Raw genomic sequence first — 26,205 nt, 5'->3', positions numbered from 1 at the left:
ACTGCCTGAACGTTCATGACCGTTCTCTGCGCCAACTGCCACACCGCGAACCGGGACCGCGCCATGTTCTGCATCGGCTGCGCGGGCAAGCTGCCGGCCTTTGCCGCCACCGGCCCCTCTGCGCTGGAGACGGTTCGCGGCAAGCTGCGGCCGGACAAGGTGGCGGATGACGCTGCGCCCATGCCCCAACAGGCAGGCACGCCTGCACCCCATGCGCCGCGTGGCTTGATGATGGCCGTGCTGCTGCTGGGTGCCACCGTGGTGGCGTTGGCGGCATGGATCAGCTTCGGCCCGGAGCGCGCGGCGGCCCCGGGGCTGGCGTCGGCAGCGGCGCCGCCGCTTCAGACGCTCCCCGCGACAGCGGTGGCCGCACCCGCGGCCGTTGCGGTCGCGCCGCCGCCGGTTCAGATTCCGGTGGAGTCGGCGCTCTCGCCGGGTGAATCGACGGTACCGGCGACGCCGCCGGTCGTGGCTGCACCCGTCATGGCGTCGGCACCGCCGGTCGCGAAGCCGCCCGTCACGTCACCCACCCGCCTATCGACGATACGCAGCGCCGGCGACCCACGCACGGGCTGCGAGCACCTGTTCTTCGTGCTCGCCGCGCGTTGCGAAGCCGAGCATTGCGAGCAGGCCGCGTATGCACGGCACCCGCGTTGCGAAGCGGTGCGCGACCAGCGCCGACGCGACGAGGCGCGGCGCAACCCCACGGGCGGCTGAGAGCGGTCCCGCGGCGCTTCGCCTCAGACGCCGCCCGCTTCCTTCACACGCTCCTTGTTGGTCGTGCTGCGGCTGCCCTTGAGGTGCATCTCGACATCGGTGGCCCGGTCGCCGACCTTCGACACCGCTTCCTTCAACTGATCCTCGGTCACGGCGAGCTTCTTCGCCCATTCCGTGAGCGACGCATCGGACACGAGGTCGATGCGGTCGGGCTCTGCGCCGTTGCGGGCATTGCGTTGGTCGTTGTCGGTCATGGTGTGTTCCTTCCTTGCGGAGCGTTGGTTCGATGAGATGAACTTAGCGACGCTTCGCACGGCCCCCTGTAGGCGCAGGGGGCCGACACAGGTCTGCCTGGACCGACGTGTCGGCGGCGATCAGTTGGTGCGCTGCGCGGCCGGGTCCGTGCCGCTGGCCGGCGTCGATGACGGCGATGCCTGGCCGACCGGCTCGATCACGGTCGGGGCGCTGGACGTCGCCGCATCGTTTCCGTCTCCGTCGCTGCCGCCACCACCGCAGCCGCCGATCAGGGCGGCGATGGACAGGAGGACGAACGCGTTGAGTTTGGCTGACATGTGATTTCTTTCTTGAATAGGGATGAGGGGGTGACAGCCGCACGCCCGCCAGGCAGCCGAATGGCGCCTGGCAGGCAGCCGAATGGCGCCTGGCAGGGAGGAAGGTGTGCAGCGTCAGGGATGGGTGGTGTGTGCACCACCCGTCGACATCAGTTGATGTTCGCGCCCATGGCGTGGAACGGCTTGCCCGGGACCTTGAACGTGCCGCCGTATTCGAAGGCCGCGTTGTTGAGCAGCTTGCAACCGCCCTTGGCCGTCGAGCAGGCCGTCGACGCCGGGTTGGTGTGCCAGACCATCGGGCCGTACAGGAAGTTGTGGATGCCCTTGCCGCCGTAGTCGGCCACGCTGAGCACGTAGCTTTCGCTGCCGTGGTTGTCGGCGTCTTCCGTCGAGATCGGGTCGACCATCCGGCTTTCCTGCAGCGTGCGTGCCACGGAACCCGCGTTGATGGCCGCATCGAAGCGAACCCACTGGATCTTCCGGTCGCCGCGCGAGGTCACGATCATCTCGCGCTCGACGGAGTTGGGGTAGATCTCCTTGGGCGGCGCGCCCTTCTCCTTGGCGTAGGTGAGGCCGGTCGGGTTGCGCCCGACGGCCACGGAGAAGCGTTCCACGATGTCCGACGGCGAGCCGCCGGCCTGCTGGTTCAGGTAGCCCGACCCGAGGTCGAACACGCGCAGCTTGCCCTCTTGCGTGGCGATGAACGCGCGGAACGGTGCGGCCAGCGCCACCTTCACGGCCGTCGGCCGGTTGTCCAGGTCCATCACCTTGATCACCGACGGCTTCTGGCTCGGCGCCACGTCGAAGGTGTACGGCCACTGCGATGGCTGCGTGCCACGGTTGGCGATCATGCTGTTGAAGCCCGACTGCGATTGACCGAAGTACTGCTGCTTGTAGTACGCCAGGAGCGGGCGCAGGTCGACGAACGCGGCGCGCTTTTCCGACTTCGAGATCACCACCGCCATGCCGGTGCGGGCGTAGGCGTTGGCCAGGTCGCCGTTGAAGTAGCGGGCGCGAACGCTGGAATTGTCCAGGTCGGTGTCGAAGTAGCGGCGAACGAGCTGGTAGTCGTTGTTGGCCAAACCGGTGGACACGGAAATCTCCGTCGGCGCTCTCATGCTCTCGGGCAGATCCACGAAGCCGACGAGCTTGATGAAGTTGTAGTTGCCCAGCCCCGGCAGGCCCGGGTAGGAACGCTTCCAGTTGCCCCAGTTGCCGCTCCATTGCGATTCGTTGGCCATGGTGCAGTTCTGGCAACCGTCACCCAGCGCCAGCACGGCGACCTGTCCGCGCATGGCGGCCGTGTCCCACACGGTCACCAGGGCGAACTCACCGCTGTTGGTGATGGTGATGGCCGTGGGCACCTTGCCCGAGGGCAACTGCGTGCTGACCTGCGTGCTGGCGGTGTTGCTGCCGACGCTCACGATGCGGCCGTCGGCGTAGACCGCCAGGGTGTTGGTGCACCAGCCGCCGCGGCCATAGCACTTGCCCAGCGCCACCGGCTTGTCGAGCGGGAAGCTCTTGAGGTAGGAGACGATGCTCGCATCGAGCGCGCCGCCGTCGTTGGAGACGCCGTCATTGCGCGTCCAGCTCGGCTCGGGCTCGACCGACATCGTGTTGTGTGCCATGCCGAGGGCCTGCACGGAGCCCAGGCCCGGGGCGTAGGACTTCTTGTAGAAGCTGGCGTCGGGCGTGGCGTCGGCGATGTAGCCGAAGTTCAGGATGCTCGAGCTGTAGTCGCCCGGTTCGTAGTCGAGCGGCCCGCCGACTTGCCAGTTGCCGCACCAGCTCGTCCAGCCACAACCGCGGTTGCCTCGGCCGTTGGGGTTCTGGATCGACACCATGTTCATCGGCTGGCTGGGGCGCTTGCCGTAGGTCGGCAGGCCGCTCAGCGTGGCGGTGCCGTATTCAGCCGGGGACGGGCCGTAGCGGTAGGCGATGGCTGCGTCGGTGCCCATCTTCTGAGCCATGGCCTGGTACTCCGCATTCGACACCGCGCCGTTGACCATCACGTCACCGGAAATGCCCAGCACGTTCGGGCTGGACGGAGCGGGAGCGGGAGCGGGAGCCGGTGCGGGGCTCGGCGCGGGTGCCGGAGCGGGCGCCGGGGCCGGTGCAGGCGCCGGCGTGCTGGGGGTCGACGTGGTGGCCGTGTAGCAGGACTTGCTCACGCCCGGTGCCGGGTCACCGAACAGCTGGTCGCCGCAGGTGTAGGTACCGGCAGCAAGCACCTTGGTCACCGTCTGGGTGCCCCTCCCGTACACGACGCTCGTCGTCGTCGTCAGCGTGAAGCGGCCACTTTGACCGGTGAGCTCCTTCAGCTGCGTGGTGGAGGGGCTCGGTGCAGGAGCGGCCGGCGCAGGCGCAGGCGCAGGCGCAGGCGCTGGAGCGGGTGCGGGCGCTGGGGCCGGAGCGGGTGCCGACGCGCCATCCGCGAAGCACGACTTGGGAAGACCGGGCGCAGGGTCCCCGAACAGCTGATCGCTGCAGGTGTAGGAGCCGGACGCCAACGTCTTGGCGTTGAACGCGTTGTTGGCGCCGTAGCGAACCACCGTGCTACTGCTCAGCGAGAACCCACCGCCTTGACCGGTGAGGTAGCGGCTTTGCGCCAGAACGGACGTGGGATGGAGAGTGGCAATGGCGGCGACGGCGCCCAAACATGAGACGAGTAGTTTTGACACGATGAAGAGGTGGATTGGCACGACCGTCGAACGAGGTGCATGGCAGAGCAAAGGCCTCTTGGAGGCCACTGGGCGCGTTCGACTACCGGCGAGAAAATTACAGGATCTGCAGACCCCTTGCGGGGTTGCAAACGGAGAACTGAGCTTCAAGGGATGTCGGACATATCCGACGCCTGCGGGAGACAAGCCCCTACTCATCCTTGCGGATGCCGCGATTTGACGGTCTCGCGGAAAGTTCCGCAATCTTTTGCACAGACAGTTGCAGCTCTCACGTTTGAACGGGCGCGCCTTGCTCCGCACAACCACGCCATGTTTCAGGCGCGTAACCAAAAAATCGCAAGTGCGGCCAAAACCGAAACTTTCGGCCTCTTGCGCACGCATTCGCCGACAAATCCCCGCCATCCTGCTTGCGCGGGCCCCGGGCTTTGCGGGCTGGAGGGCGCGCTACATGCGGGAACGAAGACTCCGACCTCCGCAAATGCTGGAGCGGCGACGGACTGGGCAGGTGCAACGCTTCGATGGGCACAAAGTCACGGCCCCGTATGAGCGGCGCACGTTTGTAGGACTAGTCAGACAGCGTTCAGGGAGGCATGATGGTTTGTAAACAATTGTTGCTCCAGGCAAACCATGGCTGTTCTCATACCGTCGTTCGGCGCCAGCGTGTCCCGCATGACGACGGGCGAGCGCCGCTTGGCCGAGCGGCTGGAACAGAAGCTCGATAGCGACTACCTGCTTTGGTACGACGTGCCGGTCGGGCCGAAGCGGTCGCACCCCGACTTCATCGTGCTGCACCCGCTGCGTGGCCTGCTCATCCTTGAGGTGAAGGACTGGCGGCTCGAGACCATCCAGAAGGCCACCCGCGGCATGTGGGAGATCGTGCCCGGCGGCGAACTGAAGTCGGTCAACAACCCCTTCGAGCAGGCGCGGCACTACGCCGAGGAAGTGGTCGACGCCCTCAAGCGCGACCCGCAACTGGTGCAGCCCAGCGGCAAGTGGCAGGGCATGCTGACCTTTCCGTGGAGTTACGGCGTCGTCTTCAGCCACATCACGCGCCGGCAGTTCGAGGCCAGCGGGCTGAACCACGCCATCGACGGGCACCGCGTGCTGTGCGCCGACGAGATGCAGGAGAACGCCGACCCCGAAGACCTGCAGAGCCGGCTGTGGGGCATGTTCCCCACGCTCATGCGCGGCGCGCTCACCTTGCCGCAGATCGACCGTGTGCGCTGGCTGCTGTTCCCCGAGGTGCGCGTCAACTCGCAGCGCAGCCTGTTCGACGGCTCCGACCCCGGCCAGGACGAAGCGGCCGAACGCGCGCTGCCCAGCATCCTGAGCGTGATGGACCTGCAGCAGGAGCAGTTGGCACGCAGCCTGGGCGACGGCCATCGCGTGATCCACGGCGTGGCGGGCTCGGGCAAGACCATGATCCTCGGCTACCGCGCCGAATTCCTGGCCCAGGCCGCCAGCGCGGCCAAGCCTGTGCTCGTGCTTTGCTACAACGAGCCGCTGGCCGTGAAGCTCGCCTCTGTCATGGAAGCCAAGGGCCTGAGCGAGCGCGTGCACGTGCGCAACTTCCACAAGTGGTGCCGGCAGCAGCTCGTCGCCTTCGGCCAGGAACTGCCGCCGCAGAAGATGGCGACCGGCGCCAAGATGGACGACATGGTCGACCGCGTGATCCGCGCCGTCGACCGCAAGCACATCCCGTCGGGCCAGTACCTCGCCGTGCTCATCGACGAAGGCCACGACTTCCGCCCCGAATGGCTGAAGCTGGTGACGCAGATGGTCGACCCGAGCACCAACAGCCTGCTGCTGCTGTACGACGACGCGCAGAGCATCTACGAGCGGCAGCGCAGCAAGCAGTTCAGCTTCAAGAGCGTCGGCATCCAGGCGCAGGGGCGCACCACGGTGCTGAAGATCAACTACCGCAACACGCGGCAGATCCTGCAGACCGCCAGCCAGATTGCGGGCGGGCTGCTCACGGCCGAGAACTCCGAGCAGGGCGAAGACGGCATCCCGCTGCTGCTACCCGTGAGCTGCGGCCGCGAAGGGCCGGAGCCGATGGTGATCAACCTGCCCACGCTGCACGAAGAGGCCGCGAAGGTCGCCGAGTTGCTGAGCGCAGCGCATCAGGAAGGGCATGCGTGGGGCGACATGGCGGTGCTGTGTCGGCACCACGACGGGATGGAGGAATGCGCGCGTGCGCTGACTCGGCGCAGGTTGCCGCATCAAGTGCGCAAGGGGTCGGGGGATTTCAAGCCGCTGGAGGACAGCATCAAGGTGATGACGATGCATGTCAGCAAGGGGCTGGAGTTTCCGATCGTGGCGGTGATGGGGCTCAACGAATCGTCTACCAAGCAAGACGAGGTGGAAGCGGAAGCGCGGTTGCTCTATGTTGCCGCAACGCGGGCTACGCAAAGGCTCCTGATTGCGACGGCGCAAGCGCTCACGTTGTAGGGAGTCCTGCGTAGCTTGACGGACTGCGCTGTTTTCACGCGTCACGAAACCAATGATCAAATAAAGAAATGAAGCGCTATAAAGAATTGAATGGTGACGTAGGGCGCCCCTGTCTATGGGATACGCCCCGATTCAATTCGGATTCATTTCAAGTCTTGACCAGCTTTGCGTCACTCAAACCATTTGGGCGGGTCCTTTTCAGCTTGGAGGAGTGGGCCGCCACTGTCGGATTGCCACGCGTCAACTTCTTGATCGTGACGACTTGCACCTTGTGGCTTGCAAGACGAAATTCTGATCCGTGACCCGCCACGCTTTGTTTGATTTTTGCAATTGATCGATCGACACTGTGGATCTCAGCGATCGCCTTCTAGATTGCCCAGAGGCTAGATCGTAGTTTTTCACAAATGTTGTATTGAACGTCTCAAGCTCTGCTTCAAACTTTGTGACGCCGATGTTATGGGATTTCGCGAGCTCTAGTTCAGACTTATAGACTGCGTACAACATTTTCTGCACCGCCGAAAGGCCACCACAAGGGGGATGGGACCAGTGATCAATCAGATAGACATAGCGAACTTTGGCAGTTTCCGAGGGTTGGACTGGAAGAAGTCAGTTCGTGACAGCGGAAAGAATGTCAAACTGTTTCAGCGTTTGAACATCCTGTATGGGCGCAACTACTCCGGCAAGACAACGCTATCGCGCATCTTCCGTGCGCTGGAGACGCGCAAACTCCCATTGAACTATGTAGGTTCTTCCTTCACGGCGACAGGTGACAGAGGTGCCGTCACCCATGCTGGCCTCACGACACACAACTATGACGTGCGGGTCTACAACCGAGACTTCGTGACCGACAATTTGAGCTTCTTGGTTAATCAGGATGTCGGTGGCGTTATTAAGACCTTTGCTATCGTCGGTGAGCAGAACAAGGAAATTGACGATGCCATCGCTACCATTGAATCCAGGCTTGGAAGCATAGAAAGCAAAGCTGGGCTGCGCTTTGATCTTGAATCCAAGAAAAAAGAGCGCGATCGCACCAAGTCTACCCACACCACGGCATCCAGCGGCTTGGATGAAAAGTTGCGAACCCATGCCGCCGACAAGATCAAGAAGAACCGTCAATACGGCAGTGCTGTTTACAATATTGACTACATCAGACGCGACATTGCGTCGACAAAAAAACCGGGCTTTGTAGCGCTGACCACCGAAGAAAAAGCGGGCAAGCTCAGCCTGCTCAAGCAAGAAGCTCTGCCTGACCTCAATGGCACGCTGGTAATCAGACTCAAGCTGGAGTCTCTAACGGCCATCGCTGAGCCATTGCTGTCCAAGGCCATTACCCCAACCAAAGCCATCGAGGAACTGCTGAAAGACAGCGCCTTGCAACTTTGGGTTAAGCAGGGGATGGTGCACCACCGGAAAAAGCGGGACACATGTGCTTTCTGCCGGCAGAACCTACCTCACGACATCTGGCACGTGCTCGATGAGCATTTCAGCAAAGAATCAGGCGATCTTGAAACAGCCTTGGACGCTGCCATCACGTCAGTGGCGAACGAGATCGACACCATTGCAGGCCTCAACACTTTCACAGGTGCCCAGTTCTACGCTGACGAGCGAACCGCATTTGAGGCGAGCAGCAAGGCGCTGTCGCAGGCACTGGCCGTCTACAAGAATGATTTAGAGACGCTGAAGAAGGCGCTTGAGACCCGCAAGGACAACTTGTTCCAGCCGACGTCGTTGAAGGCCCCGTCACATGATGCAAAGGAGATCGAGAAGTGTGTTGCCAACATCAATGCACTGATCGTCGCCAACAACGGCAAGACCTTAACGCTTGAGAAGGACAAGACCTCTGCCAGAGATGCGCTTCGCCTAACTGACATATTCGAATTCGCTGATGCAATTACGTATGAAAAGGAACTTGGTCGCATTGTTACTCTGAAGACAGAGGCCGAAACAGCAGGCACAGTCCATACGGATGCAGAAAAGGAAATTCGTGAGGCAGAAGCCGAAATTCAGACCTTGAGGGCTAAGCAAAAGGACGAGCGGAAGGGAGCCGAACGGGTCAACTCCCTGCTTACAAACTTTTTTGGTCATGACGGCATCAAACTTGAAGCTCGTGACGGTGAAGAAGAAGCCACGGTCAAGTTTGAAGTCACGCGGGACGGAAAAGCCGCGTACAACCTGAGCGAAGGAGAGTGCAGCCTTATCGCGTTCTGCTATTTCATGGCGAAACTTGACGATCCAGAGAGCAAGGGTAAAGAGCTAATCATCTACATTGACGATCCAATCTCAAGCCTCGATGGAAACCACATTTTCTTCATGTTCAGCTTGATTGAAAGCTTGATTGCCAAACCAATCAAGAAAGATGGCGCGAACGTATATCGCTACAAGCAACTTTTTATATCCACGCACAATTTGGATTTTCTCAAATATCTGAAGCGGCTCTCGATCCCGACAAAGAAGATTCCGACTGGTGATGGCAAGACCAAAAGCACAAACGATCTTGAATGCTTCATGATTGAGCGCAACGGGGCTTCAAGCAATATCCTGCTTATGCCCTCTTATCTCCGTGAATACATCACGGAATTCCACTACCTCTTTCACCAGATCTACAAGTGCAAAGACCAAACTGCGGCAGCAGATAGTCACGAACCATTTTTCGGTTTTGGCAACAACCTGCGCAAATTTCTAGAGGCCTTCCTTTTCTTCAAATTCCCCTACCATGACGACAGGAACGATGCATTTGAGCGAATCAAAAAGTTCTTCGGCGAGGAGGAGGACACTGCTATCGCATTAATCAACCGTCTGAGCAATGAATTCTCTCACCTTGACGCTGTACCAGATCGGGGTTTCAAGCCTGTAGAAATTCCCGAAATTGCCAAGGTTGCAAACTATGTTCTAGACAAGATTTATGCCTCGGACAAGACTCAATACAACGCTCTGCTCAAAAGCATAGGTGAACCAGAGCGGATTGCCTGATCTGCGAGCATTAGCTAAATCACCAGGTTTTTAGACGCCCGAATTACCCCCGCCCCCCAACCCCCTCAACGCCGCCCGAATCGTCGACAACCCGCGTAGCAAATGCGCATCCAGCTCCTCCAGCATCGCGTTCAGGTCGTCCCCGATCGCCAGCTTCAGGAACAGCTGGTGGTTCTCCGCATAGTCCGGCTTGGGCGTGTGCGTGAGGCGGCACACGGCGAAGCCGAGCTGGATCTTCTGGGTCATCTGCTGCCACACGTCGAGCAGCAAATGGTTGCCACAGCGTTCGTAGACCAGGCCGTGGAAGTACGCCTCGGCGGCGCTTTCGCGGTTGAGGTCGCGGTTGGCGGCGGCTTCGGCCAGGGCTTCGTAGCGGGCGGTCATCTCGGTGCGGAACGCGGCGTCGCGTTGCGGCCAGAGGCGGATGAAGGCCTGCTTTTCCATGATGCGGCGCACCTCGTACACGTCGCTCATCGTGTTCTCGTCGATGTCGGCGACGTAGGTGCCGGCGTAGGGGCGGTTCACGACCAGGCCGGTTTCGATCAGTTCGCGGATGGCTTCGCGCAGCAGGCCGCGGCTCACGCCGAACTGGGTGGCGAAGTGGCTTTCCACCAACTGCGTGCCGGGCGCAATCTGGCCGGTGAGGATGGCGGTGCGCAGGGTCTGGGCGACATAGTCGCGCCGCGTGGCGGACGGCGCGGGCGCGAAGTCGGGAAGAAGGGTGTGGGTCGCCATCGGGTGTTTGGGTTCAGTTGCTGCGCAGCGCAAGCCGCTTCTCGAGCCGGCCCGCGGCCCAGGCGCCGGGGTAGATGAGCACGAAGTAAATCACGGCCACGGCGGTGAGCATTTCCAGCGGCCGGTACGACACGGCGCTGAGCGCGCGGCCCTGGTACATCAGCTCGTGCACGGCGATCACCGAGGCGACCGAGGTGTTCTTCGCCAGCTCGATGCCGCGGTTGGTAAAGGCCGGCAGCATGCGCTTGAGCACCTGCGGCAGCACCACGCGGCGCAGCACCTGCGTGCGTTGCATGCCGATGGCGAGCGCGCCTTCCCACTGGCCCTTGGGCAGCGACGCGATGCCGCCGCGGAAGATCTCCGAGCAGTAGGCCGACGCGTTGAGCGTGAGCGCCAGCAGCGCCGCGACGTACGGGCTCAGCTGCACGCCGGTGACGATCGGGAACGCATAGAAGAACCACACCAGCTGGATGAGGATGGGGATGTTGCGGAACAGCTCCATGTAGCCGCGCGCCGCCGCGCCGACCCAGCGATTGCCCGACCGCGCGCCCAGCGCGATGAGCACGCCGACGAGCATCGCCGCCGGAAAGGCCACCGCCCACAGGCCGGCCGTGACGCCCACGCCCCGCAGCAGCACGGGCCAGTTCTGCAGGATGACGCTGAAGTCCCAGGTGAAGTCCATGGCTCAGAAGCTGTGAATGAATTCGACGTGGCCGAGCGGGCTGCGAAAACGCGGCCAATCAAGGCGCAAAGCGCAGCCATAGCTCGGGCTATGGCGAGCATTTGCAACGCCGAGTGGGCGTGTTTTGGCAGTTCGAGCGGGCATGGCGGATTCGTTCACAGCTTCTCAAGCTCCCTGGGGCCGGGTCGACACGCCCAGCCGGTGTTCGAGCGCACGCGCGCCGATGCTCAGCACCAGCAGCGTGCAGAAGAAGATGGCCGCGACCACGGTGTAGACCTCGAGCGGGCGGAAGGTGATGGAGTTGACCTGCATCGCCTGGTACAGCAGATCGGAATACGCCAGTGTCGATGCCAGCGCGGTGGTCTTGATGAGTTCGAAAGACCGTTCGATGAAGGGCGGCACCATGCGCGCCATGGCCTGCGGCAGCACCACGCGGCGCAGCGCCTGGTGCGGCTTCATGCCGATGGCGCGGGCGCCTTCCCACTGGCCGCGCTCGACCGACACCACGCCGCCGCGGAACACCTCGGCGAAGAAGGCGCCGGACTGCGTCGACAGCGCGATGACGGCCGCCACGTACGGGTCGAGGCTCACGCCGATGAGCACCGGCAGGGCATAGAAGGCCCAGAAGAAGTGCACCAGCGGCGGCGTGTTGCGATAGAACTCGATGAACCACAGGGCAGGCAGCGCCAGCCAGCGCTTGCCCGACAGCCGCAGCGTGGCCAGCACGATGCCGACCACCACGCCCACCGCGATGGCGACGGCCGCGATCTTCATCGTGCCGACGAAGCCGGCCATCAGCATGTCGCGGTGCGCCCAGACGCCGCTGAAGTCCCATTCGTAGTTCATATCGCGCTGTCGCTTTGCGCCGGCTTACTGGCCCAGCGTTTCCTTCATCACGCCCGGCACGGTGGCGGCGTCGATGTTCTTGGTCTTGAGGTATTGCGCGTAAAGCGCCTGCGTCTGGCCCGAGGTGTAGAGCTTGCCGATGATGGTGTTGAGCTGGTCGCGGAAGGCGGTGTCGGCTTCGCGGCGGATGCCCACGCTGGTCGGCAGCGCGACGACCGGTTGCGGCACCACCACCTTGCCCTTGCGGATCTTCGAGTACGCGATGACCAGGGCCGGGTGATAGAAGCCGATGGCGTCGACGCGGCCCGACATGAAGGCGGCCACGGTCTCGTCGGTGTTGGTGAAGCGCTCGATCTTGGCCTTGGGCAGGCGCACGGTCAGGTCGCGGTCGGTGGCGGTGCCCAGCGCCACGCCGATGCGCACCTCGGGCTTGTCGAGGTCGGCCCAGTTCTTGGCGGCCAGGCCGTCTTTCGTGAGCACGCCCTGTGCATACCAGAGCAGCGGGTTGGCCGGGAAGTCGAGCGCCTTCTTGCGCTCCTCGGTGGCGTCGAGCACGAACATCGCGTCGATCTGGCCCGACTGCAGCGCGGCGACGCTGTTGCCCCAGGTGGTCTCGACCGGCGTCATCTTCACGCCCATCTCCTTGGCGACCTGCTCGCCCAGCAGCACGCCCAGGCCGGTCCACTTGTCGGCGGCCGGATCGCGGAAGTACCACGGGTCGCCGGGCGCGACGCCGATGCGCAGCTCGCCGGCCGACTTGACCTTCTGCAGGGTCTGCGCGGATGCGGCAAGGCTGCCGAGCGACAGGGCGGTGGCGAACGTGACGGTGAGGGCACGGCGCAGGAACGAAGTGTGGGCGTTCATGGGTTTCTCCGGTGGCTTGAAGTGGGTGGATGAAGAAGTGGCTGAGATCAGAGCGCGGCCGGCAGCGTGCCGTGCCCCGCGTTTGGGCTCGCGATGTAGGCGCGGTAGAGCGCATCGAGCCGCTGCGTGACGGGGCCGCCCGGCACCAGCGCGCGGCCATCGACCGACTGCACCGGCGTGATGCCGGCCAGCGTGCCGGTGACGAAGGCCTCGTCGGCGGCGTACACCTCGGCCAGCGTGAAGTCGCCTTCGAACACCGGGATGCCAGCCTCGCGCGCCAGCCGCAAGAGGGTCGCGCGCGTGATGCCGTTGAAGCAGTAGCGGCCCGACGAGGTCCACAGCGCGCCGTTGCGCACGATGAAGAAGTTGGTCGAGTTGCAGCTGGCGACGAAGCCGTGCGGGTCGAGCATCAGCGCCTCGTCGGCGCCGGCCTGGATCGCCTGGATCAGCGCCTGGATGAAGTTGAGCCGGCTGTGCGAGTTGAGCCGCAGGTCGAACACGTCGGGCCCGCTGCAGCGGAAGGTCGAGGTGAAGAGCTTCAGCCCCTTCTGCTTGGCCTCGGGCGTGACGACCTTGTGCTCGGCCACGCACACGATGGTGGCGCTGCCGATGATGAAGCGCGGGTCTTGGTTGGGCGTCTTCTTCACGCCGCGGGTGACCATCAGCCGCGCGTGCGCGCCGTCGCGCATGCCGTTGCGCAAGAACGTGTCGGTGACGACCTTCTTGATCTGCTCCTTGTGCATGCCGATGTCGAGCGAGATCGACTTGGCGCCTTCCCACAGGCGGTCGATGTGCGCGTCGAAGGACACGATGCGGCCATCGACCAGCCGCACGCCTTCCCACACGCCGTCGCCGCAGACATAGCCGGCGTCGAACACCGACACCGTCGCCTGGTGGCGCGGCACGAAGTTGCCGTTGACGTAGACGAGCACCGCGTCGTTGCGGTCGTCGGGGGTGTAGGCCTGGGAACTGGTTTTCGAGAGGGCGCTGTCGGCGGTCATGGGGTCGTTTGAATGGGGGTGTTCAGAAATGGAAGGCGGTGAAGCGCTCGAGGAAGCGCTGCGTGCGCTCCTGCTTCGGGTGCTTGAGCACCTCGTCGGGCGTGCCGGTCTCGTGCAATTGGCCGTCGGCGAGGAAGACGACCTTGGTGGCGAAGTGATACGCAAAGCCCAGTTCGTGCGTCACCAGCAGCAGGGTCCGGCCTTCCTTGGCGAGCGCCAGGATGGTCTGCAGCACCTCGCCGACCAGCTCGGGGTCGAGCGACGACGTGGGCTCGTCGAACAGCAGCACCTCGGGCTCCATGGCCAGCGCGCGGGCGATGGCCACGCGCTGCTGCTGGCCACCGGACAGGTGGCCGGGGTAGGCGTCGGCTTTCTCGGCAAGGCCCACCTTGGTCAATTCGCGCAGTGCGCGCTCACGTGCGTCGTTCGCCGACACCCGCTTGACGGTGACCAGCCCCTCCATGACGTTCTGCAGCACCGTCATGTGCGGGAACAGGTTGAACTGCTGGAACACCATGCCGACCTGCTTGCGCACCTCGCTCAGCTCGTTTTGCCCGTAGCGAAACGCGCCGTCCTTGCCTTCTGTGCCGACGGCGCGGCCGTTCAGCACCACGCGGCCGGCCGACGGCATCTCCATGAAATTGAGGCAGCGCAGCAGCGTGCTCTTGCCCGAGCCGCTCGACCCGATGATGGCGATGCGGTCGCCCGGCTGCACGTCGAGGTCGATGCCGCGCAGCACGGCGTGATCGCCGAAGCGCTTGTGCAGGCCTTGGATCTGAAGGATGGGCGGTGTGGCGGTCATGGGTCGGCGGATCGTAGCGATTGTCGGACGATCGACAATCGGTAGTTCTACGACCCAAGCAAAGGACGTGCCTGCGCCGGCGCGCCACGGCGGTGCGCGCGTTGCCGAACCAACCGCTCTTAGTGGATATGCGCCCCGCCGTTCACGTCGAGCGTCGCGCCGGTCATGAACGACGACAGCGCCGACGCCAGGAACAGGCACACGCCTGCCACCTCGCCCGGCGAACCCGCCCGCCGCATCGGCCAGGCCTGCGCGATGGCGTGCTTGGCGGCGTCGGTGCTGCCGCTGCGCGAGAAGTCGGTGAGGATCAGGCCCGGCGCGATCGAGTTGACGCGGATGTTGTCCGGCCCGAGCTCGCGCGCCATGGCACGCGCCAGGCCCTGCACGCCGGCCTTGGCCGCGCAGTAGTGCGCCCCGCCGAACACGCCGCCGCCCTGCTGCGCCGACATCGACGACACGCAGACGATGGCGCCCGAGCGCCGCGCGCGCATCGTCGGGATCACCGCCTGCGACAGGTTCAGCGTGCCCTTGAGCACCACGCCGGTGACGAGCTCGTAGTCGTCGTCGCTGACGTCGACCACGCCGCGCCTCTGCGTCACGCCCGCGTTGTTGACCAGCACGTCGACCGGCCCGGCCCAGGCGATGACGCGTTCGATGGCGGCGTGGCACGCTGCGGCCGAGCGCACGTCGCACGCGAGCCCGATGGCGTGCGGGCCGATCTCCGCGGCGGCGGCGTGCACCTCGGCCTCCTCGAGGTCGAGCATCGCGACGCGGGCGCCGTGTTCCACGAAGAGGCGCGCGGTGGCCTTGCCGATGCCGCGTTCGCGGCCGGCGCCGGAGATCACGGCGACACGGTTGTCGAGCAGCTTCATCGGGTCACTCGAGCTTGAGGTTCGCGTCCTGCGCGATCTTTCGCCAGATCGGAATGTCGATCGCGTTGGCGGCGGCCTGCTCGCTGCCCGAGAGGTAGTCGGCCGTGATGCCCAGCGCCACCAGCTTCGACACCACCTCGGGCTCCTTCAGCGTGGCCTGCAAGGCCGCGGCCAGCTTGTCGGTGATGGGCTTGGGCACGCCGGCCGGCGCGTACATCACCCAGCTGAGCGTCTTGTCGAAGTCGATGCCCTGCTCCTTGTAGCTCGCCACGTCGGGCAGGCTGGGCGAGCGCTGCGTGCACACGCCCAGCGCCTTCACGCGGCCTTCCTTGACGAAGGGCGTGCCGGTCGCCATGTCGACGAAGCCCACGCCGATATGCCCGCCGAGGATGTCCGTCATGATCTGCGACGCGCCCTTGAAGGGCACATGCGTGAGCTGCACGCCGGCCTTCTGCGCCAGCACCTCGCCGCAGAAGTGCCCGGTCGAGCCGGGGCCCCAGCTGGCGTACTGCACACCGGGCTTGGCCTTGGCCAGCGCCACGAATTCCTTGATGTTGTTGGCCGGGAAGTCCTTGGACGCGACCATCACGATGGCTGAGGTGCCGATGCGGCCGACGGTCGCGAAGTCCTTGAGCGGGTCGTACGGCAGCTTGGGGTAGGTGGCCGGCGCCAGCGTGTGCGTCGACATGCCGCCGATGGTGATGGTGTAGCCGTCGGCCGGCGAGGTCGCCACGGCGTGGGTGCCGATGGTGCCCGCCGCGCCGGGCTTGTTGTCGACGAAGATCGACTGGTTCAGTCGCTTGCCCATCCGCTCCGCGAGGATGCGGCCGAGCACGTCACCGCCACCGCCGGCCGAAAACGGCAGCAGCAGGTGCACCGGCTTGCTCGGGTAGTCGGCGGGTGCCGCTGCAGGCTGCGCCGCGGCCACGGCGCATGCAGCGGCCAGCACCGCCCCCAATACGTACGTCTTCATGGTTGTGTCTCCGTCTTTTCATTGGCAGGGCCCTGCTCAGAGCGAGACGCCGCCGTCCACGACCATCTCGAGGCCGGTGACGTAGCTCGACTCGTCCGAGGCAAGGAACAAGGCAGCGTTGGCGATGTCCCAGGGCGATCCCTGGCGGCCCATCGGGCAACGCTGGTTGCGCATCTCGCGGCCTTCGCGCGCCGCTTCTTCGTTCGGGTAGAGGTGGGCCGCGTGCGGCGTGTCGATGAGGCCCGCGACGATCGCGTTGCAGCGCACCTGATGCGGCGCGTACTGGCGTGCCACGACCTTCGTCATGTGGTTGAGCGCCGCCTTCGAGGTGCTGTACGACAGGAACTGCATCGCGCTCCACTTGCGGCTCGCGATGGACGACATGTTGATGATCGAGCCGCCGCCCTGGCGGATCATGTGCGGCATGGCTTCGCGCGCGGTGAGCATGGCGCCGCGCAGGTTGATGGCGTGCACGCGGTCCCACGACGCTTCGGTGACTTCGAGCAGCTCGCCGAATTCCTCGACCCCCACGTTGTTGTGCAGCACGTCGATGCGGCCATGGCGTTCGAGGCATTCGGCCACCATCGCGCGGATGCGTGCGGCGTCGCGCACGTCGGCCTCGAACGCGCTGGCGGTGCCGCCGGCGTCGGCGATGCGGCGCACGGTGTCTTGCGCAGCGGCGAGCGAGCGGTCGACGCACAGCACGGCCGCGCCTTCCTGCGCGAAGCGCATCGCACAGGCGGCGCCGTTGCTGACGCCGGCGCCGATCGAGCCGGCGCCGACGACCACCGCCGCGCGGCCTGCGAGGCGCTGCGTCATTTCTTCGCCGCCTGGCGTGCGCGCGCGGGCTGCGCCTTGGCTTGGCGCGGTGTCGCCAGCGCCCCGCACGATTCGCGCAGCACCATCTGCGTGGTCATCACGATGCGCTCGGGCTCCACCGCCTGGCCGCCCGCGGCGGGCGGCAGGCGCTTGAGCATCAGCTCGGCGGCGGCAGTGCCGACGGCCTCGAAGTCCCAGGTAAGCGAGGTGATGGCCGGGCTGAAGAGTTGCGACAGGTCGGTGTCGCCGACGCTGATCACGCTCACGTCGTCGGGCACGCTGCGGCCCGAATGGCGCAGGCCCTGCAGCACGCCGGCCAGGATGCGCGTGCCGAGGCAGACGAAGGCGGTTGGCGGTTCGGTCGACGACAGCAGCGCCAGCGCTTCGCTGAAGGCGAACTCCATGGCCGAGCGTTCGGCGCGGATCAGCTTGGGCGCGGGCTTGAGGCCCCGCTCGGCGAAGGCATCGGTGAAGCCGGCAATGCGCTCGCGGCCGGGCCGCAGCGTCTGGCCCGGCGTCATCAGGGCGATGCGCGTGTGGCCGAGGTTGAGCAGGTAGCGCGTGGCCTGCAGCGCGCCGTGGAAGTGGTCGACGTGCACGCCGCTGCCGGCGGGGCCGAAGTCTCGGTCGAGCGCCACCACGGGCAGGTCTTGCGCCAGCAGCGCGTCGAGCATCTCGGGGCGCTCCGACTCGCAGGGCCCGAGGATCAGGCCATCGACGCGGCGGCGACGGAAGAAGTCGATCATCGCGCGCTCGTGGCGGCTGTCGTTGTGGGTGTTGGCCAGCAGCAGCGCATAGCCGTCGCGCTGCAGCCGCGCTTCCACCGCGTTGACGATGCGCGCGTACAGCGGGTTGGCCAGGTCGGACACGAGCAGGCCCACCACGCCGCTGGTGCGCGTGCGCATGCTCTGCGCGATGGCGTCGGGCGCGTAGCCCAGGCGCTGTGCGGCTGCCTGCACCGCCTCGATGGCGGCATCGCTCACGCGGCCGGCGCGGTTGAACGCACGCGACGCGGTGCCGACCGACACGCCGGCCGCCGCCGCCACGTCGCGGATGGTCGGCTTGGCCTTGCGTGCCGGCTTCATGCGGCGGCCCCGTCGGCAGGCACGCTGGCCTGCGTCATGCCGGGCGGAAAGCGGCGCGCGCCGGTCTCCAGCGGCACCGCCGTGCTGTTCAAAAAGAAGGCAGCCATGTGATAGAAGCTCGACGACAAAATCAGCTCCACCCGCTGGTCTTCGGGCCAGTGCGTGCACATCGCCGCCCAGGTCGCATCGCTGACGGTCGAGTGGTGGTGCAGCTCGTCGACCATGCGCACGATGACGCGCTCCTTCTCGGTCCACAGCGCCTCGCCGGGCTGGCCGACGGTCAGCTCCATCACCTGCGCTTCGCAGAGGCCGCACTTCTCGGCGTAGATGCTGACGTGCATGCCCCACTCGTATTCCGAGCGGGTCAGCGCGCCGGTGCGGATGATCGCGATCTCGCGCTCGCGCTCGGGCAACGCGCCCTGGAACAGCACCACATGCGCCATCGACTGGAAGGCCACCGACAGCTTCGGCTCCTGCGCGAGCACCAGCCGCAGGTTGAGCGGTGAGAGGCCCTTGAACGCGCTGTTGCGGATGGCCTTCTCGACCTCGGGCTCGTAAGGCGGCGGGCGCAACGGCAGGCGGGTCGAGGTCGCCAGCTCGAGGGGCAAGGGGTGGGCGTGGGTCGCGATGGCGGAGGAGGACATGGGCGTTGGATGAGCGGCGGTGGCGTGCGGTGATGCGGCGTAGAAACGTTTCCGCTTTCGTTTCATTGTTCGCCCACTTTGCGCCATGCCTCTCCATGAATACCCTGAGCCACTGTCGCGGCGGCTACAACCAGAATGGATGGAACCGTTTCTATCCATCAGCGCCGCTGGCGCAGAAAGGTCCACGCATGAGTCGCTTTTTCGGGGGAGCCCGCCAGGTCGGCTTCGTGGTGCACGACATCGAGCGCGCCATGGCGCACTGGAGCCGCGTGCTCGGCGTCGGGCCGTGGTTCTACAAGGAAGAAGTGGGTACGACCGAGTTCCGCTACTACGGCCAGCCTTCGGCGTTGCCGGACCTGTCGATCGCGCTGGCCAACTCGGGCGACCTGCAGATCGAGCTGATCCAGCAGCGCAACGACGCGCCCTCGCTCTACCTCGATTCGCTCCAGCGATCGGGTGAAGGCGCGCAGCACATCGCGTACTGGACGGAAGACCGCTTCGACGAACTCGCCGCGCAACTGACGGCCGCCGGCTATGTCGAAGGGCACGGCGGGCAGATGGGGCAGCGCGGGCGCTTCGCGTACTACGTGCACCCCGACTTGCCGAGCGGAATGATCGAGCTGTCGGAACTCACCGGCGGCAAGGGCGACTACTTCCGCCGCATCGCCGAGGCCTCGCGGGGCTGGGACGGCAGCGACCCGATCCGGCGCATGGGCACGCCGGCGCGCTGAAGCGCAGCAGCGCACCGCCACCTCACCTCACTTCATCGCGCACTCGCCCACGAACGGATCGGCGTGGTCGGTCATCGTGGTGCCGACCAGCTTGTTCGCGAGCTTGCCCTGTGCGTCCTTCTCGACCACGCGCATGTACAGGTTGTGGATCGGGAACTGGTTGGTGTTGAACTTGAACGGCCCGCGCACCGATGCGAAGTCGGCCTTGCGCAGCGCCTTGCGCAGCGCGTCCTTGTCCTCGACCTTGCCGCCGACGGCGCGCACCGCGCTGTCGATGAGCATCGCCGTGTCGTAGGCCTGCGAGGCGTAGAGCGTCGGCGCACGCCCGTAGGCCTTGCGGAAGTCGGCGACGAACTTCTGGTTGGCGGCGTTGGGCAGGTCCGAGGCCCACTGCGATGCGTTGTAGAGCCCGACGATCGGTTCGCCGATGGCGCCGATGGTGTCCTCGTCGCCCGAGAAGCCCGGCGCCAGCAGCGTGACCTGCTTGGACAGGCCCGACGCGCCGAACTGCTTGATGAAGTTCACGCCCATGCCGCCGGGCAGGAAGAAGAAGACCGCGTCGGGCTTGGCCGCGCGCATCGTCGCGAGTTCGGGCGCGTAGTCCAGCTGGCCCATCTTGGTGTAGATCTCTTCGACGATCTCGCCCTTGTACTGGCGCTTGAAGCCGGCCAGCGATTCGCGGCCGCCCGGGTAGTTGGGGGCGATGAGCGCGACGCGCGCGAACTTGCGGTCGGTCGCGTACTTGCCCACGGCCTGCGGGATGTCTTCGTTGTGCCAGGCCACCGCGAAGAAGTTGCGGTTGCACTTGGCGCCGGCATAGTCGCTCGGGCCGGTGTTGGGGCTCAGGTAGATCGTGTCGCTCGCCAAAATGCCGGGCAGCAGCGGCAGCAGCACGTTGCTGAAGACGACGCCGGTCACGAGGTCCACCTTGTCGCGCTTGATGAAGCGGTCGACCGCCTGCAGCCCGCTCTCGGGCTTCTGCTGGTCGTCGATGATGTCCATCTGCACCGGCAGGCCGCCGAGCTTGTCGCCGCTGTTCTTGATGCCGAGGTTGAAGCCGTCGCGCACCTCGTTGCCGATCACCGCGCCGGGGCCCGACAGCGTCGTGAGGAAGCCGATCCTGAGCGCGTCGGCCGCCTGCGCGGCGGAGGCGGCGAGCAGGGCGCCGCCAAGGGTGGCCGCCAGGGCGAGGCGGTGCAGGGAGGGACGTGGCATGCGGGAGCTCCAGTGGGTGGGGCAGGCGTGAGGCCCGGGGAAGGGTGCGGCGAAGTCTAGGAGCCGACCCGCGCCGGCAGCTATCCGCAAACGGCAAGCGCGCGGCGGCGGGCTGTCCGATTTACGCAGCGCACCGCGCGCCCATCGACGCCTTGCCGTTTCCGGACAAGCCCTTGCCGATCGCGGCTAGTTCGCATCGCGCGATCTCCCCACACTGGTGCTTTTCGTCGTGGACGGACAAGGACCCATTCGATGATTGCCGATGACGAACTGGCCGCCCTGGTGCGGCCCGACAGCGTGAACAAGCGCGTCTACACCGACCCCGCCATCTTCGCGCTGGAGATGGAACGCATCTACGGCCGCGCCTGGATCTACGTCGGCCACGACAGCCAGGTGCCCCACACCGGCGACTACCACACGACCCGCCTGGGCGACCAGGACGTGGTGCTGGTGCGCGCCGCCGACGGCGCGGTGAAGGTGCTCTACAACCGCTGCCCGCACAAGGGCGCCAAGCTGGTGAGCGAAGGCGACGGCTGCGCCGGCAAGTTCTTCCGCTGCCCGTACCACGCGTGGACCTTCAAGCTCGACGGCACGCACCTGTCGGCACCGATGCGCGACGGCTTCGAGGGCACGGCCTACGACCCGACGAACCCGCAGTTCTCGATGGCGCCGGTGGCGCGGGTCGACAGCTACCGTGGCTTCGTCTTCGCCAGCCAGAGCGCCGAGGGGCCGGGGCTGCGCGACTTCCTCGGCGGCGTGGCGAGCTCCATCGACAACCTGTGCGACCGCTCGCCCATCGGCGAGGTCGAGGTGGTGGGCGGCGTGTTCCGCGTGCTGCAGGAGTCGAACTGGAAGGTGTTCTACGAGAACCTGCACGACACGATGCATGCGCGCGTGACGCACGAGTCGTCGTTCCGCGCGGCGCGCGACGAGGCCGCGGCCATCGGCGAGATGCCCTTCGAGCTGCTCATCCAGGACGGCAACGGCGAGCCCTACACCTTCTGGGAAAAGCTGGAGCTGCGCGCCTACCACGGCGGCCACGGCTACATGGAAGGCATCTTCGACCCCGGCGCCGCCACGCGCGACCCGGTGGCACGGGCGCACTTCGAGTGCCTGAGCGACGCGGTGGGCGAGGAGCGCGCGCGCGAAGTGCTGGGCATGAACCGCCACAACACCATCCTCTACGGCAGCGGCTCGCCGCACAACGTGTTCCAGCAGTTCCGCGTGATCCGGCCGCTGGCGGTCGACCGCACGCTGATCGAGATCCAGCTGTTCCGCTGCAAGGGCGCACCCGACGCGGTGTTCGACCGTGCGCTGACCTACGCCAACCTCATCAACTCGCCCTCGTCGAACGTGATGCCCGACGACGTGGAGCTGTACCGCCGCTGCCAGCAGGGCAACAACACGCGCGGCGGCGAGTGGGTGAGCCTGCACCGCTACGCCGGCACCGACCGCGTGCTGCCCGACGGCGCGGTGTCGACCAACGGCACCAGCGAGCTGCCGATGCGCAACCAGTTCGCCGCATGGCGCGCTTACATGCTCGGCGAGATGACCGGCACGGAGGCCGCGCATGCTGCTGCTTGACCGCACCTTCGACGTCTCGACCACGCCGTCGACGCCGGCACCCGCCGACCCGGCGCTGGCGCAGGAGGCCGCCCAGTTCATCGGCCGCGAGTCGCGCCTGCTCGACGAGCGCCGCTTCGACGACTGGCTCGCGCTGTGGACCGACGAGGGCCGCTACTGGATGCCGCGCCACCACGGCCAGGCCGACCCTTTCGCGCAGATTTCGCTGTTCTGGGAAGACCGCATGTTGCGCGAGACCCGCGTGCGCCGCCTGCTGCACCCGCGCAACTGGTCGCAGCAACCGCCGACGCGCAGCAGCCGGCTGGTCGGCAACATCCAGCTCGACGGGCTCGATGCGGCAGGCCACCTCATCGTGTGCGCGACGCTGCACTGCGTCGAATACCGGCTCGAGCAGCGCGTGCTGGCCGGCCAGGTCTTCTACAAGCTCGCGCGCGCCGAAGACGGCGGCTTTCGCCTGCAGCTCAAGCGGGTGAACCTGGTCAACTGCGACAGCGTGTTCGGCAACCTCGAGGTCTTCGTGTGACACCGACATCCGCGACCGCCGTGCTGGCGCTGCACTACCAGAACGAGACGCTGCACCCGGACGGGCGCATCCGTGTCGGCCTGGCCGCAGGCGACGCGGTGCGCTACGCCGTGATCGCCACCGCCTCCACGCTGCTGGCCGGTGCCCGCGCGCGCGGCTGGCCGATCGTGCATGTGCGCATCGCCTTCCGGCCCGACTACGCCGACTGCCCGCGCAACACGCCGATCTTCCGGCGCACGGTCGAACTGGGCGCGGTGCGCGACGGCGAATGGGGCGCGGAGTTTCTGGAAGCGCTGGCGCCGCAGGCGGGCGAGCGCGAGTTCGTCGTCACGCACACGCGCATCAGCGCCTTCGCCGGCACGCCCCTGGAACAGCTGCTGCACCTGGTCAATGCCAAGCGGCTGCTGGTCGCCGGCGTCGCCACGCATTCGGTGGTCGAGGGCACGGTGCGCGACGCGGCCGACCGCGGCTTCGACGTGTTCGTGGCGGCCGACGCCTGCGCCGCCGCCGACCGCGCGGTGCACGACGCGTCGCTGGCGAGCATGGCGCTGGTGGCGACGGTCACGACCGTGGCCGGGGCCTTCGCCACGCTGGAGGCCCACGCATGAAGCTCGCAGGCAAGGTCGCGATCGTCACCGGCGCCACGCAGGGGCTGGGGCGCGACGTGGCGCTCGGCTTGATCGCGAATGGCGCGCGCGTGGTGATCGCCGGCATCGACCACGACGCGGGGCGCGCGATCGCCGCATCACTGGGCGATGCAGCGCGCTACGTCGGCACCGACATCGAGGACGACGCGCAGATCGCGCAGTGCATCGCGACCACGCTCTCGCACTTCGGCCAGCTCGACCTGCTGGTGAACAACGCCTGCGTCTACGACGACTCAGGGCTAGCGTCGACGCGTGCGCAGTGGCTGCACACGCTCAACGTCAACCTGGTGTCGGCCGCGATCTTCGCGCAGCAGGCCGCGGCGGTGATGCCGCGTGGCGGCGTGATCGTCAACCTCGGCAGCGTGGGCGGCAAGTTCGGCGCGGCCGGGCGCGCGACCTACCCGGCGTCGAAGGCCGGCCTGCTGCAGCTCACCCGCAACCTCGCGGTGACGCTGGCGCCGCAGGGCATCCGCTGCGTGAGCGTGTCACCCGCGTGGACCTGGTCGCCGGCGCTGGATCGCATGAGCGGCGGCTCGATCGAACGGGCCGATGCCGTCGGCGCGCGCGTGCATCCGCTCGGCCGTGTCGGCCGTGGCGAGGAAGTGGCGGCGGCGGTGGCCTTCGCCTGCTCGGCGGAAGCCTCGTGGATCACCGGCGTGGACCTGTCGGTGGACGGCGGCTTCTCGTGCCTGGGGCCGGACCAGGGGCGCTCGCCGCGGGAGTGGTTCGAGGCGACGCCCTGACCGCCTCGGTGATGCCTCAGTGATTCGACGCGGCGGCCGTCAGCGTCGACTGCGACAGCGCCCGCTCGGCCTTCGCGTCGATGCGCAGGCCGCCGGCGCGCATCGTCTTGACGAGCGCGGCCAGCGTGCTCGCGTCGGCGGCGCGGCGGTGGTCCACGCGACGCTCGCAACCGGTCGAGCAATCGACGCGGTCATCCACGGCACGGGCCAGGCTTTCGAAGCGGACAGCCAGTTCGGTCGCTTCGGGCGACACCGACTGGCCGCGCGCGAAGCGGGCGAATTCACTCGCCAGCATCTGGGTCTGGCGCTCTGCCACGACCGCGGCCGGGTGGCAGTCGTCGAACAGCGGCGTGCGGGCGACGAGCCCGCGCCCGGTGCAGACGAAGGCGACCTCCTGGTCCTTCGTGACGGTCGACGCCACGGCCACGCTGTCGCGCGCCATGCGTGCCTTCGTGCCGAGCAGCACGCCGTCGCGCAGCACCACGTAGGGCACCTGGTCGTCGTCCTTGCTGATGCCCAGGACGCTGCCGCTGAGCAGCACCTGGCGGCCGAGCAGGCGGCGGTCGCCCGCGGCCGGGTCCTTGGCATAGACCCGCCGGGCCTCTTCGGCGGTGACGGCCACCGTGCCGAAGAGTTCGCCGACGGCCGTGTCTTCGCCCCGCCCGAACGCAGCCACCTCGTCCTGGAGGTAGAAGTTGACCAGCGGCGTGAACTGGCGGTCGAGCGTGTAGCGGACGGTCGAGATGACGCTGTCGACCGGCGGTGCGTGGAACTCCAGGGTCGGCACGCGCAGCGTGGCATCGATGGGCGCCGGCGGCAGGGCCTCTCGCTGCGCGCAGGCGCCCAGCGCCAGCAGAAAACACAGGGAGAGGAGGCGTCGGGTCATGGCCAGATTGTCGAGGCATGGGGTGACGAATGTCTGTGCAATGTCAACGCTCGGGCCGCATTCCGCATCTGAGATCGCCGTACTGCCAAGAAGTTAACGATCGCGGCGTGGCAAAACGGCCCACCCCCCTAAAGTCCAGGGCCTTCTCGTCCGAAGGCCGCACCGCCGACCCCCGAGGCCCGATGCGCGATCATGGGCCCATGACGATTGCGGTCTGCACCCTCTTCGAAGGCCACTACCACCACGGCGTGGCGGTGCTGGTGAATTCGCTGGCGGCGGCAGGCTACGAAGGCACGGTGTGGGCCGGCCACCGCGGGCCGCTGCCGGACTGGCTGACCCGCCGCGCAGGCTTCGAGCGCGGCCGGGCGCGGCTGCAGGTGACCTCGCGGCTGGCGCTGCAGACGGTGGCCCTCGACCCGCCGCTGAGCCTCAACTATCACAAGCCGGCCTTCATGCGCGAGCTGCTGCACCGGCGGGCACCGGCGGCTGACGCGGTGGTCTACCTCGACCCCGACCTGGTGGTGAAGTGCGCCTGGTCGGAGATCGAGGCCTGGCTCGCCGGTGGCGAGGTCGCACTGATCGAGGACTTCGACAGCGCGCTGCCGTCGGACCATCCCAAGCGCCAGCAGTGGCGCCAGTTCTTCGCCGCGCATGGCGAGCAGCCGCAACGCCCGCTGGAGCGCTACTACAACAGCGGCTTCGTGGGTGTGCCGCGCGCGCAGGCCGATGTCCTCGGGCATTGGCAGCGCATCTGCGAGCGGGTCGCGGCCGAGACCGGCAACGCCCTGCGCCAGCGCAAGATCGGCGGACCCGACCATCCCTTCCATTCCACCGACGAAGACGCGCTCAACTTTGCCTTGAGCCTGTCGCTGGCACCGCTGCACACGCAAGGCCCCGAGGCGATGGACTTCATCCCCGGGGGGCGGCACCTGTCGCATGCGGTCGGTGTGGCCAAACCCTGGCAGGGCCGGCATTTCCGCGGGGCGCTGCGTGGGCTGCCGCCGTCGGTCGCGAGCCAGGCCTTCTACCGGTTCACGCGCGGCCCGCTCGCGTCGCTGTCGCCCCTGACGCTGGCGCGGCGTCGCGTGTCGATGGCGCTGGCGACGGCGCTCGGGCGGGTGTACCGGCGGCGCTGATACGCCGATCCCCGTACCGACTGCCC

Annotated in this window: 25 protein-coding genes; 9 read left to right on the top strand and 16 right to left on the bottom strand. The window is 66.4% G+C overall.

Going from position 1 to position 26,205, the window contains the following annotated elements; all coding sequences use genetic code 11:
* Nucleotides 1–15: 15 nt before the first annotated feature.
* Complete coding sequence (locus tag ACSFA2_RS09365) at nt 16–717, top strand: hypothetical protein (protein ID WP_435455055.1); 702 nt, start codon at nt 16–18, stop codon at nt 715–717.
* A gap of 23 nt (nt 718–740) precedes the next feature.
* Here ACSFA2_RS09365 and ACSFA2_RS09360 read toward each other — a convergent pair whose 3' ends face one another.
* The 3 genes from ACSFA2_RS09360 to ACSFA2_RS09350 form a co-directional block, all read right to left on the bottom strand.
* The gene (locus ACSFA2_RS09360; RefSeq protein ID WP_435455054.1) at nt 741–971 is read right to left on the bottom strand and encodes a DUF3606 domain-containing protein; all 231 of its coding nucleotides are present in this window, start codon (nt 969–971) and stop codon (nt 741–743) included.
* 120 nt (nt 972–1,091) lie between these two features.
* Nucleotides 1,092–1,289 (bottom strand): hypothetical protein, encoded by a 198-nt coding sequence (locus ACSFA2_RS09355; RefSeq protein WP_435455053.1) that lies wholly within the window; start codon nt 1,287–1,289, stop codon nt 1,092–1,094.
* A 149-nt stretch (nt 1,290–1,438) separates the two neighbouring features.
* Nucleotides 1,439–3,946 carry a hypothetical protein gene (locus ACSFA2_RS09350; RefSeq protein ID WP_435455052.1) on the bottom strand — a complete coding sequence of 836 codons (2,508 nt, stop codon included), beginning with the start codon at nt 3,944–3,946 and terminating at the stop codon, nt 1,439–1,441.
* A 651-nt stretch (nt 3,947–4,597) separates the two neighbouring features.
* Between ACSFA2_RS09350 and ACSFA2_RS09345 the strand changes: the two genes are divergently transcribed.
* Both ACSFA2_RS09345 and ACSFA2_RS09340 read left to right on the top strand, forming a co-directional pair.
* Entirely contained in the window at nt 4,598–6,421 is a 1,824-nt protein-coding gene (locus ACSFA2_RS09345) for a DEAD/DEAH box helicase (RefSeq protein ID WP_435455051.1), read from the top strand.
* A gap of 537 nt (nt 6,422–6,958) precedes the next feature.
* Nucleotides 6,959–9,391, top strand: a complete 2,433-nt coding sequence (locus ACSFA2_RS09340; RefSeq protein ID WP_435455050.1) for an AAA family ATPase — start codon at nt 6,959–6,961, stop codon at nt 9,389–9,391.
* 30 nt (nt 9,392–9,421) lie between these two features.
* Here ACSFA2_RS09340 and ACSFA2_RS09335 read toward each other — a convergent pair whose 3' ends face one another.
* The 11 genes from ACSFA2_RS09335 to ACSFA2_RS09285 form a co-directional block, all read right to left on the bottom strand.
* Nucleotides 9,422–10,126 carry a GntR family transcriptional regulator gene (locus ACSFA2_RS09335; RefSeq protein ID WP_435455049.1) on the bottom strand — a complete coding sequence of 235 codons (705 nt, stop codon included), beginning with the start codon at nt 10,124–10,126 and terminating at the stop codon, nt 9,422–9,424.
* 13 nt (nt 10,127–10,139) lie between these two features.
* A complete protein-coding gene (locus ACSFA2_RS09330) occupies nt 10,140–10,808 on the bottom strand; it encodes an amino acid ABC transporter permease (RefSeq protein WP_435455048.1) in 669 nt (222 codons plus the stop codon).
* Nucleotides 10,809–10,973: 165 nt separating this feature from the next.
* Nucleotides 10,974–11,654 (bottom strand): amino acid ABC transporter permease, encoded by a 681-nt coding sequence (locus ACSFA2_RS09325; protein ID WP_435455047.1) that lies wholly within the window; start codon nt 11,652–11,654, stop codon nt 10,974–10,976.
* A gap of 24 nt (nt 11,655–11,678) precedes the next feature.
* Nucleotides 11,679–12,518 carry a transporter substrate-binding domain-containing protein gene (locus ACSFA2_RS09320; RefSeq protein ID WP_435455046.1) on the bottom strand — a complete coding sequence of 280 codons (840 nt, stop codon included), beginning with the start codon at nt 12,516–12,518 and terminating at the stop codon, nt 11,679–11,681.
* A gap of 47 nt (nt 12,519–12,565) precedes the next feature.
* On the bottom strand, nt 12,566–13,519 hold the full coding sequence (locus tag ACSFA2_RS09315) for an aminotransferase class IV (protein WP_435455045.1): 954 nt from the start codon (nt 13,517–13,519) through the stop codon (nt 12,566–12,568).
* Between the two features lie 22 nt (nt 13,520–13,541).
* Nucleotides 13,542–14,321 (bottom strand): amino acid ABC transporter ATP-binding protein, encoded by a 780-nt coding sequence (locus ACSFA2_RS09310; protein WP_435455044.1) that lies wholly within the window; start codon nt 14,319–14,321, stop codon nt 13,542–13,544.
* Nucleotides 14,322–14,440: 119 nt separating this feature from the next.
* Entirely contained in the window at nt 14,441–15,193 is a 753-nt protein-coding gene (locus tag ACSFA2_RS09305; protein WP_435455043.1) for an SDR family NAD(P)-dependent oxidoreductase, read from the bottom strand.
* A 4-nt stretch (nt 15,194–15,197) separates the two neighbouring features.
* Entirely contained in the window at nt 15,198–16,166 is a 969-nt protein-coding gene (locus ACSFA2_RS09300; protein WP_435455042.1) for a Bug family tripartite tricarboxylate transporter substrate binding protein, read from the bottom strand.
* A gap of 36 nt (nt 16,167–16,202) precedes the next feature.
* A complete protein-coding gene (locus ACSFA2_RS09295; protein WP_435455041.1) occupies nt 16,203–16,985 on the bottom strand; it encodes an SDR family NAD(P)-dependent oxidoreductase in 783 nt (260 codons plus the stop codon).
* Entirely contained in the window at nt 16,982–18,070 is a 1,089-nt protein-coding gene (locus ACSFA2_RS09290; protein ID WP_435455040.1) for a LacI family DNA-binding transcriptional regulator, read from the bottom strand. Before ACSFA2_RS09290 ends, ACSFA2_RS09295 begins: the two co-directional genes overlap by 4 nt.
* On the bottom strand, nt 18,067–18,714 hold the full coding sequence (locus ACSFA2_RS09285) for a carboxymuconolactone decarboxylase family protein (protein WP_435455039.1): 648 nt from the start codon (nt 18,712–18,714) through the stop codon (nt 18,067–18,069). The genes ACSFA2_RS09290 and ACSFA2_RS09285 overlap by 4 nt, the downstream gene beginning before the upstream one ends.
* A gap of 188 nt (nt 18,715–18,902) precedes the next feature.
* Between ACSFA2_RS09285 and ACSFA2_RS09280 the strand changes: the two genes are divergently transcribed.
* A complete protein-coding gene (locus ACSFA2_RS09280) occupies nt 18,903–19,445 on the top strand; it encodes a VOC family protein (RefSeq protein WP_435455038.1) in 543 nt (180 codons plus the stop codon).
* 27 nt (nt 19,446–19,472) lie between these two features.
* Here ACSFA2_RS09280 and ACSFA2_RS09275 read toward each other — a convergent pair whose 3' ends face one another.
* Nucleotides 19,473–20,660, bottom strand: a complete 1,188-nt coding sequence (locus ACSFA2_RS09275; RefSeq protein WP_435455037.1) for an ABC transporter substrate-binding protein — start codon at nt 20,658–20,660, stop codon at nt 19,473–19,475.
* 252 nt (nt 20,661–20,912) lie between these two features.
* On the opposite strand from ACSFA2_RS09275, the gene ACSFA2_RS09270 reads away from it, so the two are divergent.
* Genes ACSFA2_RS09270 through ACSFA2_RS09255 form a run of 4 tightly spaced genes read left to right on the top strand, consistent with a single transcriptional unit; the run spans nt 20,913 to nt 24,157 of the window.
* The gene (locus tag ACSFA2_RS09270; protein WP_435455036.1) at nt 20,913–22,244 is read left to right on the top strand and encodes an aromatic ring-hydroxylating dioxygenase subunit alpha; all 1,332 of its coding nucleotides are present in this window, start codon (nt 20,913–20,915) and stop codon (nt 22,242–22,244) included.
* A complete protein-coding gene (locus ACSFA2_RS09265; protein WP_435455035.1) occupies nt 22,231–22,767 on the top strand; it encodes an aromatic-ring-hydroxylating dioxygenase subunit beta in 537 nt (178 codons plus the stop codon). The genes ACSFA2_RS09270 and ACSFA2_RS09265 overlap by 14 nt, the downstream gene beginning before the upstream one ends.
* Nucleotides 22,764–23,375: a cysteine hydrolase family protein gene (locus ACSFA2_RS09260; protein WP_435455034.1), complete on the top strand. Its 612-nt coding sequence runs from the start codon at nt 22,764–22,766 to the stop codon at nt 23,373–23,375. Before ACSFA2_RS09265 ends, ACSFA2_RS09260 begins: the two co-directional genes overlap by 4 nt.
* Entirely contained in the window at nt 23,372–24,157 is a 786-nt protein-coding gene (locus ACSFA2_RS09255) for an SDR family oxidoreductase (RefSeq protein WP_435455033.1), read from the top strand. The genes ACSFA2_RS09260 and ACSFA2_RS09255 overlap by 4 nt, the downstream gene beginning before the upstream one ends.
* 16 nt (nt 24,158–24,173) lie before the next feature.
* Here ACSFA2_RS09255 and ACSFA2_RS09250 read toward each other — a convergent pair whose 3' ends face one another.
* The gene (locus ACSFA2_RS09250; RefSeq protein ID WP_435455032.1) at nt 24,174–25,043 is read right to left on the bottom strand and encodes a hypothetical protein; all 870 of its coding nucleotides are present in this window, start codon (nt 25,041–25,043) and stop codon (nt 24,174–24,176) included.
* Between the two features lie 200 nt (nt 25,044–25,243).
* On the opposite strand from ACSFA2_RS09250, the gene ACSFA2_RS09245 reads away from it, so the two are divergent.
* The gene (locus tag ACSFA2_RS09245) at nt 25,244–26,179 is read left to right on the top strand and encodes a hypothetical protein (protein WP_435455031.1); all 936 of its coding nucleotides are present in this window, start codon (nt 25,244–25,246) and stop codon (nt 26,177–26,179) included.
* The last annotated feature ends 26 nt before the right edge of the window (nt 26,180–26,205 follow it).

The sequence above is a fragment of the Variovorax cryoconiti genome (genome assembly GCF_051216395.1).
GTDB lineage: Bacteria > Pseudomonadota > Gammaproteobacteria > Burkholderiales > Burkholderiaceae_C > Variovorax.
This window is presented reverse-complemented; position numbering and strand designations above follow the sequence as displayed.